This window comes from Chryseobacterium caseinilyticum, from assembly GCF_014837145.1.
In the GTDB taxonomy this organism is placed as follows: Bacteria; Bacteroidota; Bacteroidia; order Flavobacteriales; family Weeksellaceae; genus Chryseobacterium; species Chryseobacterium caseinilyticum.
In genome coordinates this window covers 44,897-59,943 of the sequence record NZ_JACYFS010000009.1, presented here as the reverse complement: position 1 = coordinate 59,943, position 15,047 = coordinate 44,897, and the positions used below count along the sequence as shown (strand labels likewise).

At 37.3% G+C, this 15,047-nt stretch carries 10 protein-coding genes; 3 read left to right on the top strand and 7 right to left on the bottom strand.

Annotation, left to right across the window (positions count from 1 at the left end):
* Window positions 1–547: 547 nt before the first annotated feature.
* The gene (locus IC610_RS18625) at window positions 548–2,611 is read left to right on the top strand and encodes a TonB-dependent receptor plug domain-containing protein (protein WP_191738189.1); all 2,064 of its coding nucleotides are present in this window, start codon (window positions 548–550) and stop codon (window positions 2,609–2,611) included.
* 296 nt (window positions 2,612–2,907) lie between these two features.
* Window positions 2,908–3,378 (top strand): thiol:disulfide interchange protein, encoded by a 471-nt coding sequence (locus IC610_RS18620; protein WP_228462964.1) that lies wholly within the window; start codon window positions 2,908–2,910, stop codon window positions 3,376–3,378.
* 36 nt (window positions 3,379–3,414) lie between these two features.
* Here the strand turns inward: IC610_RS18620 and IC610_RS18615 are convergent, their stop codons facing one another.
* The 3 genes from IC610_RS18615 to IC610_RS18605 form a co-directional block, all read right to left on the bottom strand.
* Complete coding sequence (locus tag IC610_RS18615) at window positions 3,415–5,535, bottom strand: cation:proton antiporter (protein ID WP_056084750.1); 2,121 nt, start codon at window positions 5,533–5,535, stop codon at window positions 3,415–3,417.
* A 6-nt stretch (window positions 5,536–5,541) separates the two neighbouring features.
* On the bottom strand, window positions 5,542–6,111 hold the full coding sequence (locus IC610_RS18610) for a hypothetical protein (RefSeq protein ID WP_056084753.1): 570 nt from the start codon (window positions 6,109–6,111) through the stop codon (window positions 5,542–5,544).
* Window positions 6,112–6,220: 109 nt separating this feature from the next.
* Window positions 6,221–7,129 (bottom strand): DMT family transporter, encoded by a 909-nt coding sequence (locus IC610_RS18605; protein ID WP_191738188.1) that lies wholly within the window; start codon window positions 7,127–7,129, stop codon window positions 6,221–6,223.
* Between the two features lie 258 nt (window positions 7,130–7,387).
* Here IC610_RS18605 and purE point away from each other — a divergent pair, with 258 nt between their 5' ends.
* Window positions 7,388–7,891, top strand: coding sequence for a 5-(carboxyamino)imidazole ribonucleotide mutase (gene purE, locus IC610_RS18600; RefSeq protein WP_191738187.1), 504 nt, complete (start codon window positions 7,388–7,390; stop codon window positions 7,889–7,891).
* A 289-nt stretch (window positions 7,892–8,180) separates the two neighbouring features.
* Here the strand turns inward: purE and IC610_RS18595 are convergent, their stop codons facing one another.
* The 4 genes from IC610_RS18595 to IC610_RS18580 are packed head-to-tail and all read right to left on the bottom strand — an operon-like array spanning window position 8,181 to window position 15,007.
* The gene (locus IC610_RS18595) at window positions 8,181–9,854 is read right to left on the bottom strand and encodes a BspA family leucine-rich repeat surface protein (protein ID WP_191738186.1); all 1,674 of its coding nucleotides are present in this window, start codon (window positions 9,852–9,854) and stop codon (window positions 8,181–8,183) included.
* A 17-nt stretch (window positions 9,855–9,871) separates the two neighbouring features.
* Window positions 9,872–11,470, bottom strand: coding sequence for a BspA family leucine-rich repeat surface protein (locus tag IC610_RS18590; RefSeq protein ID WP_191738185.1), 1,599 nt, complete (start codon window positions 11,468–11,470; stop codon window positions 9,872–9,874).
* Window positions 11,471–11,488: 18 nt separating this feature from the next.
* Window positions 11,489–13,297 carry a BspA family leucine-rich repeat surface protein gene (locus IC610_RS18585; RefSeq protein WP_191738184.1) on the bottom strand — a complete coding sequence of 603 codons (1,809 nt, stop codon included), beginning with the start codon at window positions 13,295–13,297 and terminating at the stop codon, window positions 11,489–11,491.
* 18 nt (window positions 13,298–13,315) lie between these two features.
* The gene (locus IC610_RS18580; RefSeq protein WP_191738183.1) at window positions 13,316–15,007 is read right to left on the bottom strand and encodes a BspA family leucine-rich repeat surface protein; all 1,692 of its coding nucleotides are present in this window, start codon (window positions 15,005–15,007) and stop codon (window positions 13,316–13,318) included.
* Window positions 15,008–15,047: the final 40 nt, after the last annotated feature.

The window sequence follows — 15,047 nt, the reverse complement described above, 5'->3', positions numbered from 1 at the left end:
AAGTTTTGATGAATGTTGCTGATAGTTCAAAAAAGGTTAGGAAAAAATTACATCCAATTTAACGGTGTTATTTTAACCACAAAAGTCATAAAAGTTGATTGCGTGAAATTAAGTTTTAATAAATGCTGGTGATAAGTTCAAAAAAGGTTAGGAAATAATTACATCAGTTTAAAGGTGTTATTTTAACCACAAAAGTCACAAAAGATAGTATCTGAAATTAAGTTTTGATGAATGCTGCTGAAAAGTTCAAAAAGGGTTAGGAAATAATTACATCGAGTTTACCATTGTTGTTTTCACCACAAAAGTCACAAAAATTGATTGCTTGAAATAAAGTTTTAATAAATACTGCTGATAAGATCAAATAAGCATTGAAAAAAAATATTTCACATCCAACTTTTTGAACTTCTGTTTTCAAGTTTTAAAACTTTAAATACAACGAAAGCTTTTGTGGCTTTTGACTTCGTCGAATCTTCGATTTGTGGTTGATTTTAAAAATAGTTTTGTCGTTCTAAAATTAATTGTTAGTTTTGTCTAACAATTTTAATTCATGCGACGAATATTATTTTCTGCGGTATTTATTTCAGGGTTTTGTTTCGCTCAGGAAGCAGACAGTTTAGATTTAAATAAAAAAACTGACTCAGTAAAAATTCCGGTAAAAAAGGAAAAAATAAGTGATATTGACGATGTGGTGATTACGGGAACGATAAAGCCTGTAAGTAAATCTAAAAGTCCGGTGAATGTGGAAATTTACAGTCAAAAATTTTTTCAGAAAAATCCTACACCGAGTGTTTTTGAAGCGATTGCGATGGTTAACGGTGTTCAGCCACAGTTGAACTGCTCGGTTTGCAATACTGGAGATATTCACATCAACGGTTTGGAAGGTCCGTACACGATGATTTTAATTGACGGAATGCCGATTGTTAGTTCGCTTTCTACGGTTTATGGTTTAAGTGGAATTCCCAACAGTCTGATTGAAAGAGTTGAAGTGGTGAAAGGTCCGGCTTCGTCGCTGTACGGTTCTGAAGCGATGGGTGGCGTAATTAATATTATTACAAAAAATGCCCTGACTGCTCCAAAATTGAGTGTAAATCTGATGACCACAACGTGGGCAGAAAATAATGTGGATTTTTCAACAAAATTTAATGTCGGCAAAAACGCAGCGTCTTTATTCAGTTTAAATTATTTCACTTTTAATGAAAAAATAGATCAGAACAAAGATAATTTCACTGATGCTGCGCTCCAGAACCGAATATCTGTTTTTAATAAGTGGAATTTTAAAAGAAAAGAAAACCGAATGGCGAGTTTTGCCCTGCGTTACCTGTACGAAGACCGTTTCGGCGGAGAAATGCAGTGGAATAAATCGCATCGTGGCGGCGATGAAGTGTATGGAGAAAGTATTTATACGAATAGGGTAGAAGCGTTTGGGATGTATCAGTTGCCGGTGAAAGAGCAGATTTTCACGCAGTTTTCCTACAACTATCACGACCAGAATTCATTTTACGGAAATACGCCTTATGAAGCTTTGCAAAAAGTGGCATTTGCGCAAACGTACTGGGATAAAAAGCTGGGAAATCATGATTTTATTTTGGGCTTGACTTTCAAAAAGACATTTTATGATGACAATACTCCCGGAACTTTGGGCTCGGATGAAGTTACCAATCAGCCGATGAAGTCACCGATTCTTGGAGCGTTTATTCAGGATCAGTGGGAGATTAATGAAAAAAATACGGTTTTGCTGGGTTACCGTTTTGATTACGATAAGATTCACCATTCTGTTCATTCTCCTCGTTTTGCATGGAAATTTTCGCCGAATCCTTATCACATTTTCAGATTTAATTTCGGAACGGGTTTCAGGGTGGTGAATTTATTTACTGAAGATCATGCGGCACTGACAGGTTCACGTGAGGTGGTCATTCAGTCCAATTTAAAACCTGAGAAATCCATCAATGGAAATTTAAATTACGTCTGGAAAATTCCTGTCGGAGACCGATTGATCAATGTGGATGCTTCTGCTTTTTACACCTATTTCAGTAATAAAATTGTCGGTGATTTTGATTCTCAACCCGATAAAATTATTTATGATAATTTAAACGGTTACGGAATTTCAAGAGGTGCTTCGATGAATATTGATTTCAGTTTCAGTTTTCCGTTGAGTGTAAATTTAGGAGTTACGTATCTTGATGTCTATCAGAAGTTTGATGATGAAAGAGAAAAATCCCGGCAGCTTCATGCTCCGAAGTGGAGTGGAACGTATAATTTAACCTATAAATTTCCTAATAATCTTGCCATAGATTTTACCGGACAGTTTTACGGACCGATGCGGTTACCGGTTTTGCCAAATGATTACCGACCGGAATATTCTCCTCTGTATTCGTTGGCGAATATTCAGGTTTCAAAAGGGTTTGATTCAGGGTTTGAAGTGTATTGCGGGGTGAAGAATTTATTCAATTTTACGCCGAAAGATCCGTTGATGCGACCATTTGATCCGTTTGATAATAATGTCAATGATCCGATCAATAATCCCAACAACTATACTTTTGATACAACGTATGGATATGCGCCAATGCAGAGAATTAGAGGGTTTTTGGGTGTGAAGTATAATTTGAAGTAAATGATCTTAATTGTTCAAATTTTATTAAAATTAATTTCCCCGACCCTAAAGGGAGTTAATTTTGATGAAATTTACAAGGCATTTTTCCACCCTTTAGGGTTGGGGAAAAGAAAAATGACTTTAAAATTTGTTTTTTTATCATTTTTAAGCAGGCTCTTAAAACATTAAAATTTTAGTTTTTAGGTATGTTAAGATTCAGATCAATCTGACTTAAGTAAATTGCTTTATGAATATCTCAGCTATTTTCTTAATAAAATCTTATCAACTTATAAAACTTAATGGTTCAAATGAAAATTATGAAAGTTGCTTTTTTTCTAATATTATTAAGTCCACAGTTTTATTTCTCGCAAATAAAGTCGATCTCGTTTACGGAATTGGAAATGCAGGAAAAAGTAAATCCGAAACCGACCATCATTCACATCTACACCGATTGGTGCTCCATCTGTAAAATTGAATCTTTCAGTTTAAATAAAGACAGAGATTTAGTAAAAACCATCAATGAAAATTTTCATTTCATCAATTTTGAAGCTGAAAAAACCAAAGAAAAAATTATTTTTCAAGGCAAAGAATTTAATTATTTATCCAACGGAAATTCAGGAATCCACGAGTTGGCGTTGGCTTTATCAAAAAATAAAGGTCAGCCCGTTTATCCGCTGTGGATTATTTTAGATGAAAATCAGGAGTTGATTTACTATCATGAAGGGCAGTTTAAAACTGAAAAAATTAAAGAGAAATTAATGGAAATTATTCCAAAAAAATCTCTCTAACTATTTTTTATATCTTTTTTTAAATGTCAAATTAGACTATTTAAAAATCTTCATAATCACATTCCCAATTTCTACAAAATCATCATGATTTCCTACAGAACGTTTTTCTGTATTGTCTTCCTGAAGTTCAGAATACGGAAATATTAACAGGTAATTGTTGTCGCGCAAATCTCTGTTCAGAAGATCAGGCACTGTCCGCATCTTGGGAAGGTAAGACTTCATGCCGCGTTTGGCCATAAAAATTATCAGACCTTCATTTTCTTTGAGTTTGGCAGCTGTTTCTTCACCGTCTTTCCAGTTGTTCATAATGACAAATTCAGCTTCGATATTGGCTTTCTTAACGATTTTCTGTAAAATATCGAGAATATTTTCCTTTGCATAAAAAACCACCGTTGCACCGGAATTTCTGGCAATATTCCACACACGCACAAGCGCATGGAAAAATCCTGCTTCCTTGTGAGCGTTTTCAGGAATAATGACTGCGTATTTTTTGATGGTGGAAAGTGGCTGTGCAGCGTGATATACAAAAACATTTACATTGTCGTTCTGTAGATAGCCATTATAAAGGTTGTGTGAAAATGAAGCCGAAAAACCCTTTTCATCCTCAAGTCCGATGAGCAGGTCTGTAATTTTCTGTTCTTTAATCACATTGTTCACACCGTTGATCACATCGTTGTCGTATCTTTTTAATGCCTGAAGATTAACGTCTGCCGCTGCTGCCGCGTCTGTGGCCTGATGCAATAGTTTCTCTGCATTTTTTACAGAAGATTCATTTTTATCTTCATTGATGACGTTCAGTGCAAAAAAATCTTTGGTGTTGGAATGGGCTTTAATCAGAATTCCCATATTCACCATTCTGTCAACAGTTTTTTCGTAATTTAAAGCTAAAAGAATATTTTCTTCCTCATGATTGTTGCCGGAAACTGTATCTTCATTCTCGCTCTCAGCGATTTTCTGTGCACTCGACATCGAAACGAATGAGGAAACCGTACATGAAATCAGAATCAGTAAAATACTTCCGTTCAGAACATGCTCGTTCAGTAATCTCACGGGTTCACCGGTTTCACTTTCAGACAGGATAATGTTGTAACCTACCATCACTGCCGCTAAAGTTGCAGCAGCAGAGGCAGAACTTAAACCGAAGATCAGTTTTCCTTCTTCTTTTGTAAGTCTGAATGTTTTCTGTGTCGCAACCGCTGAAATATATTTCCCGACAATGGATGCTACGAGCATGACTGCTGCAACTTCCAGTGTTTCCCAGCTTTTAAAAAAGACTTTAAAATCAATCAGCATTCCTACGCTGATCAGGAAAAACGGGATGAAAATAGCGTTTCCAACAAATTCCACGCGGTTCATTAATGAAGAAGTATGCGGAATCAGTCTGTTTAAAGCCAGCCCGGCGAAAAATGCACCGATAATCGCTTCTACACCCGCCAGCTCTGCGAGAAGTGCAGCCAGATAAATCATCACCAGAACAAAAATATACTGTGAAATTTTATCGTCCACTTTTTTGAAGAACCACCTTCCGATAAGTGGAAAAACCATTAAAACAATCACAGCAAATACAAGGAAAGAGCCTGAAAGCTGAAGCCAGAAGGCCGTTCCGACTTCTCCCTGAGACATTCCAACAATCACAGCGAGAACCAAAAGGGCAAGTACATCGGTAATCATCGTTCCGCCCACTGTGATATTGACGGAAAGATTTTTCGCAACCCCCAGTTTACTGACAAGAGGATAAGCGATAAGGGTATGCGATGAAAAGAGACTCGCAAAAAGTATCGAAGTAAGTACGGAGAAATTTAAAATATAATAACCTCCTAAAAATCCCAGAACAAAAGGAACGATAAATGTGTAGAGTCCAAACGTCAGACTTTTCCATTTGTTTTTTTTGAAATCTCCCATGTCTATTTCCAGACCCGCGAGAAACATGATGTAGAGCAGCCCTGTAGTTCCGGTAACCACGATACTGCTGTCTCTGGAAAGAACGTTGAAACCGTTGGGACCGATCACGGCACCGGCAATAATTAATCCCAGAAGATGGGGAACTTTTATTTTGTTCAGCAAAATCGGAGCTGCTAAAATAATGATGAGAACAATCAAAAATTTCAGAACCGGATCCTCAAGAGGCAGGCTGAGATTGTGTAAGCTTAAAATCATAAGTGTTTATTTTGAGTTTCTTGTCAGTTCTACAGAAAACTTTGCCATACATTTGTTGTCGACGTTAATCGTGCGCTGACCGCGGATTTTATTGGGTGAAAACTCATTCAGGAGAACATTCATTTCCACTGTTTTTTCTGCTGTAGAATCGGTTTTATAACTGAGTTTAACTTCGTTGTTTTCAAATTTTCCTGAGTAAAGTCTTACCAGTTTGTTTTTGTTGACAATTTTTGAGAAAAGCTGTGTCGAATCACTGTCAAATTCCCATGTGTCAATTCTTTGGTCGCCGATTACATAGTCACTGCATGATGATTCGGTACAGATTACTTTGCCTGTCCATTCACCAAAAACTTCTGCCGGCCATTTTTTTATCACTTCAGTAGAATCTTTTTCAGTGAAAATACTGTCTCTCATTTTTAAAAGAGACTGGTATTCTGCTTCTTTTGTAGCAAAAAGTTTTTCTTTTTCCAGAAGTGCATTTTCACGCTCGGTGAGTTGCAGATTTTTTTCTTTGTCGTTGCAGCTTTGAAAAATTAAAAATAAAACAAGAAGTATAAAAGGAGATCTTTTTATCATAATCCAAAATTTAGTCCTAAAAATATAGGCAAAAATTATGACAGATGCAAACTGCTGAATAGATTTTAGCTGATTTTAAACTCAAAATGCAATACTTTTATGATGTTAATTATTCCTGAATCTGCTTTCTTTTAAACATTTCCGGACTGTAATTAATAATAAAAACACCGGCAATAATAAGAATAGCAGCTACTAAGAATTTAGCTGAAATCCGTTCGTTGAGAAGCAGCCAACTGAGAAATATCGAAATAATGGTGTTGAAATAAGTTAAGATAGAAACCTGAACAGGAGAAATTTTGGTTAGAGCATAATGGAATGCAAAAAATGCAGCCACAGAACCGAAAACCGATAAATAGACCATTGCCGAAATACTTTTTAAACTCCAGTTTCCGAAATTATATTCTTCTGAAAAGAGAAAAGCAAAACCAAGCTGAACAATTCCTGCAAAAAGAAACTGATAAAACAGATTCAGCGTAATATTTCCGCTTTGAAGACTCAGTTTTTTGGTAAATATCGTCCCGGAAGCCCATCCAAAAATGGCGATAAACAGGAAAATAACTCCCATCAGGTATTCAGGATTGGTAAGATCATTCAGACCATCCCAAAAAATGAAAAGAATACCGCTGAAACAGAGGATAATCCCCGACAGAGCTTTGAAACTGAACTTTTGCAGACCAATCGCAATGCTTCCCAGAAAAACCACAATCGGCGAACACGCGCTTACTAAGGACGCCAGACTGCTTGTTACATTTTCTTCCGCCACAGTCGTCATACCATTGGCAACAATCAGCATCAGCGTTGAAAAAATAAGCTGGTATTTCAGATTTTTCCAGCCGATCCATTTGAATTCTCTCCGGTAAAGAAGAATGAGCAACATAATCATTGCTGCCAAAAACTGCCTGATTCCTGCAACAAACCATCCCGGAATGGTTTCAACTGCTACGCGTATGGATAAAAAAGTCGTTCCCCAGACGATGGCAACGGTAAGAATGGCTAAAGTGAGTTTGAGATCTTTCAAGATGGCAGATTGTTGCGGCAAAGATATTTATTTTGGAACGAAAGAAGTCAATTTTGCTTCGCAAGTGAATTGTCAAATGTGAATTTTATCTTTTATTAAAATAACAGATGAAGGAGAAGTCAATTTTGCTTCGCAAATGAGTTGTCAACCGTCAATTTTTTGCTTAAAAATAACTTAACAGCAAAGCGAATTGACAATTCACCTATTCACTTGCCCAGCAAAATTCATTATCTTTGAACCATCTAATAAACTGACAAAATGGTAGGAATAATAATGGGAAGTCAGAGCGACTTGCCGATCATGGAACAGGCAGCAACATTTTTAAAATCTCTGGATATCCCTTACGAGCTGACAGTGGTATCTGCCCACAGAACACCTGAAAGAATGTTTGATTACGCCAAAACAGCTAAGGAAAGAGGTCTGAAAGTAATTATTGCCGGAGCTGGTGGAGCTGCACATTTACCGGGAATGGTGGCGAGCTGTACTACTTTACCAGTGATTGGAGTTCCGATTTTATCAAGCAATTCTATTGATGGATGGGATTCTGTTCTGTCGATTCTTCAGATGCCGGGTGGAATTCCGGTTGCGACAGTTGCTCTGAACGGTGCTCTGAATGCAGGAATTTTAGCAGCGAAAATCATTGCAAGTGCAGACGAAGCAGTTTCTGAAAACCTTCAGAAATATCAGGATGCCCTGAAAGATAAAGTTTTGGGAACAGTGGATGACATTAAGTCTAAACATCCCAATCATTTCGATCTATAAATTATACAAAACCCGCTTGCTTAGCGGGTTTTTGTTTACTTTTTAAGAATTAGCTGACGGATTGATGGGAAATTCTGTCGCACGGGTGCTTTGCGTTTTCTCACTTCCGGGAAAGTCTGTTTCACGTCTGCTTTGCATTTTCCCCCATCTAAGAAAGCTTATTGCATGGGTGTTTGGGTTTTTCCCCGAAAGGGGAAAGTCTGTTGCAAGGGTGTTTGAAACTTTCCCCTGAGTTTTTGTGCTAACTTAAAATTTTGAGCCTTTATCCAGAGATGGGAAGATATAAATGCTACTTTTTAACAAACTTAAAATTCTTCACAGAAACTTTACCTTTGATCTCAAGCAGATAATTTCCTTTGATTAAATTTCTTACATCAATTTTTTCTTCATTCAATTTTTTCTGCAACACAATTCTCCCGCTGCTGTCGAAAATTTTATAGCTGTCAATATTTTTTTCGCCTTTAAAATAAATATACTCTGATGCCGGATTTGGATAAATTGACAATTCATTTGCCAGAGTAACTTCAGAGGTTGATAAATCTGATTCACAGGTTGGATTGTAGGTATCTCCAATGAACGTCCAGCCTTTTGTGTTGATCAGGTAGTTTCTTGCTGCTACTGCGGCAGGGTGAGTGTACGTTAATGGTGATGCGCTTTGGAGGCTGATGTTATTGGGTGTTGCGGGATTGAGACTCCACCCGTAGATTGTGCTGTCGTAATTCTGGCAGTTTAAACCGGAATTAAAAAACATTCCCTGTCCCAATAGAAGAGATGAGAGATTCCAGCTTCCCAGATTCTGATTAAAACTTGAAGCTCCGTTGAACATACTTTGACTATTGGTGATCAGTGAAGTATTCCAGTTGCTGAGATCCTGATTGAAAGCAGTTGCTGTGAAAAACATGGCATTGGTTGTAGTTACTTTAGAGGTATTCCAGTTTCCGATGGGTTGATTAAATGCGGTAGCCGTAAAAAACATAGAATTCATAGTTGTTACATTAGATGTACTCCAGTTTCCGATGGGCTGGCTGAAGGCCTTGGTCCATGCAAACATTCCTTCCATCGTATTAATTTGAGAAGTGTTCCAGCTTCCGATGGGTTGGTTAAATGCCCAGGCGTTGGAAAACATATAACTTACATTTGTTAAATTGGCTGTATTCCAGCTGCCGATGGGCTGATTAAAACTTTTGGCAGTGTTGAACATGCTTGCCATTGTGGTCACGTTCGAAGTGTTCCAGTTTCCGATGGGCTGATTGAAATTTTGAGCAGATGTAAAAGTACTTGTCATATTCTGCACATTAGATGTATTCCAGTTTCCGATAGGTTGGTTAAAGAGTAAACAACCACTGAATGTTCCTGCGAGAGTAGTAACGGCAGATGTATTCCAGTTATTAATAGTGGCATTTCCTGTAAGTGCTTCACAATTTCCAAACATATAAGACATATCTGAAACATTGTTAAGATTTGGGCTGTCGGTAGCGGTCATGTTCACATTTCTGCATCCAAAGAAAGCTCCTCTCATAGAAGACCACACAGTATTACCCCATTGATTAATTTCTATAATCTTGGAACTGTCTCCATGAAACAGATTCTGACTCATATTCTGAAAATCATCCCGGAAAGTAATACTGTGAAAATTACCGTTCCCGCTGGTGACCTTTACTTTGTAAGTGGCATTTTGTATCAGAGGATTTAGCGGAGTTCCGAAATCTAAAAGTACCTGATGGGTTGACGTTACATTATTCATCGTCATGTTGTGCGATGGATAGCCCACTTCTTCCCAATAAATAGTATAATTGTTGCCACGAAAAGGTGCCCATGCCTGTGATGTGGTTGATGGGGATGATGCATTTGCGGCAGATTGATTTGGGTAAATGGCAGGTTTCCAAGTGGTAATAAACTCGTTCTGTGCTTTTGGAAAGAAACAAAACATCAAAATGATTAAAGTAAAGACCGACCTTTTCATATCGTTTTTATTTAATGTTAATTCTTTACAATTTTAAGGATTTTTATTGTTTTATTCGTTATAATTTGAAGCATATAGCTTCCTTTTGCTAAATTTTCAATATTAATTCGGTCATTTTCTGAATTGCCCTGCAAAACCAGTCTTCCGCTAATGTCGAAAATTTTGTAGCTCACAACATCTTTTAAATTTTTAAAATAAATAAAATCTGATGTAGGATTTGGATAGATACTAAAATCATTTTCGATGGTATTTTCCTTTGTGGAAAGTGCAGAAATGCATTTGTCATCATATGAATCTCCTGTAATCGTCCATCCTTTATTATTGATAAGGTAGTTTCTTGCTATAACAGCTGCTGGATGGGTGTAGATCAAAGGGGCGACACTGCTGATACTGATATTAGTTGGTGTTGCAGGATTCTGGCTCCATCCGTAAAGTGTGCTGTCGTAGTTTTGGCAGTTTAAACCAGCGTTTTGAAAAATTCCGTAAGCGTATAACAGTGATGTAAGGTTCCACGTGCCAAGATTTTGATTAAAATTCGCAGCATTTGTAAACATATTCGTCATATTGTTCACCTGTGAAGTGTTCCAACTCCCGATGGGTTGGTTGAAAACTGTTGCGTTTTGAAACATTCCGTTCATGACTGTTGCACTTGAGGTATTCCAGTTTCCGACAGGTTGGTTGAAGGCTTTTGCACTAGCGAACATATGGTTCATCTGCCACACGCCGGAAACATCCCAGTTTCCGATAGGTTGATTAAAAGCCCATGCGTTTGAAAACATAAATTCCATTTCGTCAACATTTGAAACGTTCCAGTTCCCAATGGGCTGATTGAAGTTTCTGGCATTATTAAACATTGCATCCATAGCAATTACTTTAGAAGTATCCCAGTTTCCGATGGGTTGATTGAAGTTCTGGCACATCAGAAACATTGTACCCATGTTATGTACATTACTGGTATTCCAGTTTCCGATAGGCTGATTAAAAAGAATACATGACATGAACGCGGCATGTAAATTGGTGACTGTGGAGGTGTCCCAGTTATTGATAGAATTATTGCCTGTCAAAGAGGAGCAGCCGCTAAACATAGACGACATATCGGTTACCATAGAAAGATTGGGACTATCTGTGGCGGTCATATTTAAGTAAAGGCATCCGCTAAATGCATTATGCATAGAAGACCAGACAGTAGTGCCCCAATTATTAATTTCCACAATTTTTGAATAGTCGCCCATTCCGGTGTTTAAACTGGTTCCTAAATCACTATCTCTGAATGCAATGCGGTGAAAATTACCATTGCCATTGCTTACTTTTACTGTGTATGTTGCATTGGCAGGCACAGGATTGAAGGGTGTTCCAAAATCCAGCAAAACGTGATATTGTGAAGTGACATTGTTCAGAGTAGAATTGTGTGCAGGATAGCCCACTTCTTCCCAGTAGATTGTGAAATCTGTTCCACGGAAAGGTGCCCATGCCTGTGTGGCAGATGATGGGAATGGTGGATTGTTAGGAAGAATATTATGCGTATTGCTTGGCTTCCATGTCGTGATAAATTCGTTCTGTGCCTTCGGAAAAAAACACAGTAACGTGACGATTAAAGTAAACAGTAACTTTTTCATATTCTATTTTGGTTGGTGTTAATTCTTTATAAATTTAAAGTTCTTCACGGAGCTTTTGGTTTTCAGATGGATAATGTAATTGCCTTTGATCAACATTCGGATGTCTATCTGATCTTTATCCAAATTGTTCTGTAAAACGATTCTTCCGCTGTTATCGAAAATTGTGTAGCTCACACCATCTTTTACATTTTTAAAATAAATAAAATCTGATGCAGGATTTGGATAAAAACTAACATCACTTTGAATGGTATTTTCCTTTGTGGAAAGAGCAGAAACGCATTTGTCATCGTAAGAATCACCTGTTATCGTCCATCCTTTGTTGGTGATGAGGTAATTTCTTGCCGTTACGGCTGCCGGATGTGTATAAATCATTGGTGATGTGCTGCTGATGTTGATATTACTGGGAGTCGCAGGATTTAAGCTCCATCCGTAAAGTGTACTGTCGTAATTCTGACAGTTTAAACCTGAGTTTTGAAGTATTCCGGAAGCGGAAGTCAGTGATGATAGATTCCAGTTGCCAAGATTTTGATTAAAAACCGTAGCACCGGTAAACATATTGTTCATATTACTTACCTGTGAAGTATTCCAGCTGGAAATATTCTGATTGAATGCAGTTGCATTTTGAAACATTGAATTCATTAATGTTACATTTGAAGTATTCCAATTGCTGATATTTTGGTTAAAAGATGTCGCATTTTGAAACATAGAATATATAAATATTACATTTGAAGTATTCCAATTGCTGATATTTTGATTAAAGGATGTTGCATTCTGAAACATACTGTTTAAGTGTATAACGTTTCCGGTATTCCAATCTGAGATATTCTGGTTAAAAGCTGTAGCATTCTGAAACATGGAATTCATGTAAATTCCGCTCGAAGTGTCCCAATTTCCTATAGGTTGGTTAAAAGCGGTTGCATTCAGGAAAGTCCTTTGAAAATCTGTAACATTTGCAGTATTCCAATTTCCTATAGGTTTATTAAATGAAACAGCCCCAGAAAACATCAATTCGATCTCTATTGCACTAGACATATCCCAATTTTCTAATGGTTGGTTGAATGCGTTTGCATTAAGAAACATTGCATTAAAAAATTGAACACTCGAAGTATCCCAACTGTTAATATCCTGGTTAAAAGATGGTGACATTGCGAATGTAAGGATCATTCTTGTCACATTAGAAGTATCCCAATTGCCAAGAGGTTGATTAAATAATGGGCAGTTTGAAAATGAAGCCTGTAAATCTGTCACATTTGATGTATTCCAATTGTTAAAACTGCTGTTACCTACAAGAGAACTACAGGAAAAAAATACGCCTTCAAAACTCGTAACCTGGGTTAGATTTGGAATATCTGTTGCGGTCATATCCAAATTTGGGCATGATGCATAAGCAAAATCCATATTGTCCCATATAATATTTCCCCAGTGTTCAATTTTTAATATTTTTTTTGCATCTCCAAAAAAAATGGCACCTACAGGTTGATAAAATTTCACCCTTTGAAAAGTTCCATTTCCGTTGCTTACCTTTACGCGGTAAGTCGCATTTGCTCCTATGGGATTTAGCGGAGTTCCAAAATCAATTAGAAAATTCAGAGTAGAAGAGATGTTTGATAAGCTGCCGTTATGCGAAGGATGTCCTATTTCTTCCCAAGAAACATTAAAATTACTTCCTCTGCCCGGAAACCAAATCTGTGTAGAGGTGGATATAACGCCGCTGGATATCTGTTGTGTAGATTCATTCCCTGGCTTCCATGTGGTTATAAACTCGTCTTGTGCCTTCGGAAAGAAACACAGTAAAGTGATGATTAAAGTAAACAGTGACTTTTTCATATTCTATTTTGGTTGGTGTTAATTCTTTATCAATTTAAAGTTCTTCACGGAACTTTTGGTTTTCAGCTGAATAATATAATTTCCTTTCATCAATATTCGGACGTCTATTTGATTTTTATCTAAATTATTCTGCAAAACAATTCTTCCGCTGTTATCGAAAATTATGTAGCTCACACCATCTTTTATATTTTTAAAATAAATAAAATCTGATGCAGGATTAGGATAAATACTAAAATCACTTTCTAATACATTATCTTGTGTGGAAAGCGCAGAAATACATTTGTCATCGTAAGAATCTCCGGTTATCGTCCATCCTTTATTATTGATAAGATAATTTCTCGCAATCACCGCTGCAGGATGCGTGTAAATCATTGGTGATACACTGCTGATGTTAATATTATTGGGAGTTGCAGGATTTAAGCTCCATCCGTAGAGTGTGCTGTCGTAATTCTGGCAGTTTAGACCTGAGTTTTGTAATATACCGCTGGCAAGAAGGAGTGAGCTGAGATTCCACGTGCCAAGACTTTGATTAAAATTAATAGCTCCTGTAAACATATTCTGCATATAGTTCACCTGTGAAGTGTTCCATCCTGCAAGATTTTGATTGAAAGATGAGGCACTCTGAAACATGCTGTTCATGTTAATAACACTTGAGGTGGTCCAGTTTCCTATGGGTTGGTTGAAAGCAGTTGCACCCGCGAACATTCCGTGCATGGTTGTTACTTTTGACGTATTCCAGCTTCCGATAGGTTGATTAAATGCTTTTGCATTTTGAAAAGTGTGATTCATTAAAATAACTTCTCCTGTATTCCAACCGCTGATGTCCTGGTTAAACTGCCATGCATTTGAAAACATAAATTCCATATCCGCCACTTTCGAAACATCCCAGTTTCCGATAGGCTGATTAAAAGCTTTCGCCATAAAAAACATTGAAGTCATATCTGTAACTTCAGAAGTATCCCAATTCCCGAGAGGCTGATTGAAATTTTGAGCCATCATAAACGTTACTCCCATGCTGGTAACATTAGAAGTATTCCAATTGTTTAATGGTTGATTGAAAAGTGCGCACCCATGGAAAGTAGCATCCAATGTGGTGTTTTGAGAGGTGTCCCAGTTGTTGATAGATGGATTTCCAACCAGTGAGATGCAGCCTGCAAACATATACTGCATATCGGTCACCATGGAAAGGTTTGGAGAATCTGTGGCTTTTAAATCTAAATTTGTGCAGCCTGCAAATGAGTTAGCCATAGATGACCATATTGGCGAGCCCCACTGATTGATTTCAGTAATTTTGGAATTGTCTCCCATAAGATCATTAATAGTAGTACCGGCAATTGCCTCATGAAACAGGATGCGGTGCACATTTCCATTACTTATCTTTACGCGGTAAGTGGCATTGGCATGAACAGGATTATATGGAGTGCCAAAATCCAATAAAATGTGTTGGGTAGAATTTTGATTGGTAACCGTTGCGTTATGTGCAGGAAAACCTACTTCTTCCCAATAAACAGTGAAATCGGTTCCCCGAATTGGTATCCAGGCTTGAGTATTTGATGACGGAAAGGGAGTATTGGATGGTTGCTGAGTCTGAATGTTACCGGGTTTACAGGTGGTGATAAATTCATTCTGAGCTGTCATGAGCTGGATTGAAAATATCAAAAGAAGAAGAGTTGTAAGTTTTCTTTTTAAAGAGTAGTTTTCTGCAATCATATTAATCAAAATTCAATTTGGTGTATTAAGAAATGAAAAA

Bases quoted from the DNA above. Each gene is read 5' to 3' on its own strand.
- IC610_RS18625 (WP_191738189.1), top strand. From the start codon at position 548: ATGCGACGAATATTATTTTCTGCGGTATTTATTTCAGGGTTTTGTTTC.
- IC610_RS18620 (WP_228462964.1), top strand. From the start codon at position 2,908: ATGAAAGTTGCTTTTTTTCTAATATTATTAAGTCCACAGTTTTATTTC.
- IC610_RS18615 (WP_056084750.1), bottom strand. From the start codon at position 5,535: ATGATTTTAAGCTTACACAATCTCAGCCTGCCTCTTGAGGATCCGGTT.
- IC610_RS18610 (WP_056084753.1), bottom strand. From the start codon at position 6,111: ATGATAAAAAGATCTCCTTTTATACTTCTTGTTTTATTTTTAATTTTT.
- purE (WP_191738187.1), top strand. From the start codon at position 7,388: ATGGTAGGAATAATAATGGGAAGTCAGAGCGACTTGCCGATCATGGAA.
- IC610_RS18595 (WP_191738186.1), bottom strand. From the start codon at position 9,854: ATGAAAAGGTCGGTCTTTACTTTAATCATTTTGATGTTTTGTTTCTTT.
- IC610_RS18590 (WP_191738185.1), bottom strand. From the start codon at position 11,470: ATGAAAAAGTTACTGTTTACTTTAATCGTCACGTTACTGTGTTTTTTT.
- IC610_RS18585 (WP_191738184.1), bottom strand. From the start codon at position 13,297: ATGAAAAAGTCACTGTTTACTTTAATCATCACTTTACTGTGTTTCTTT.
- IC610_RS18580 (WP_191738183.1), bottom strand. From the start codon at position 15,007: ATGATTGCAGAAAACTACTCTTTAAAAAGAAAACTTACAACTCTTCTT.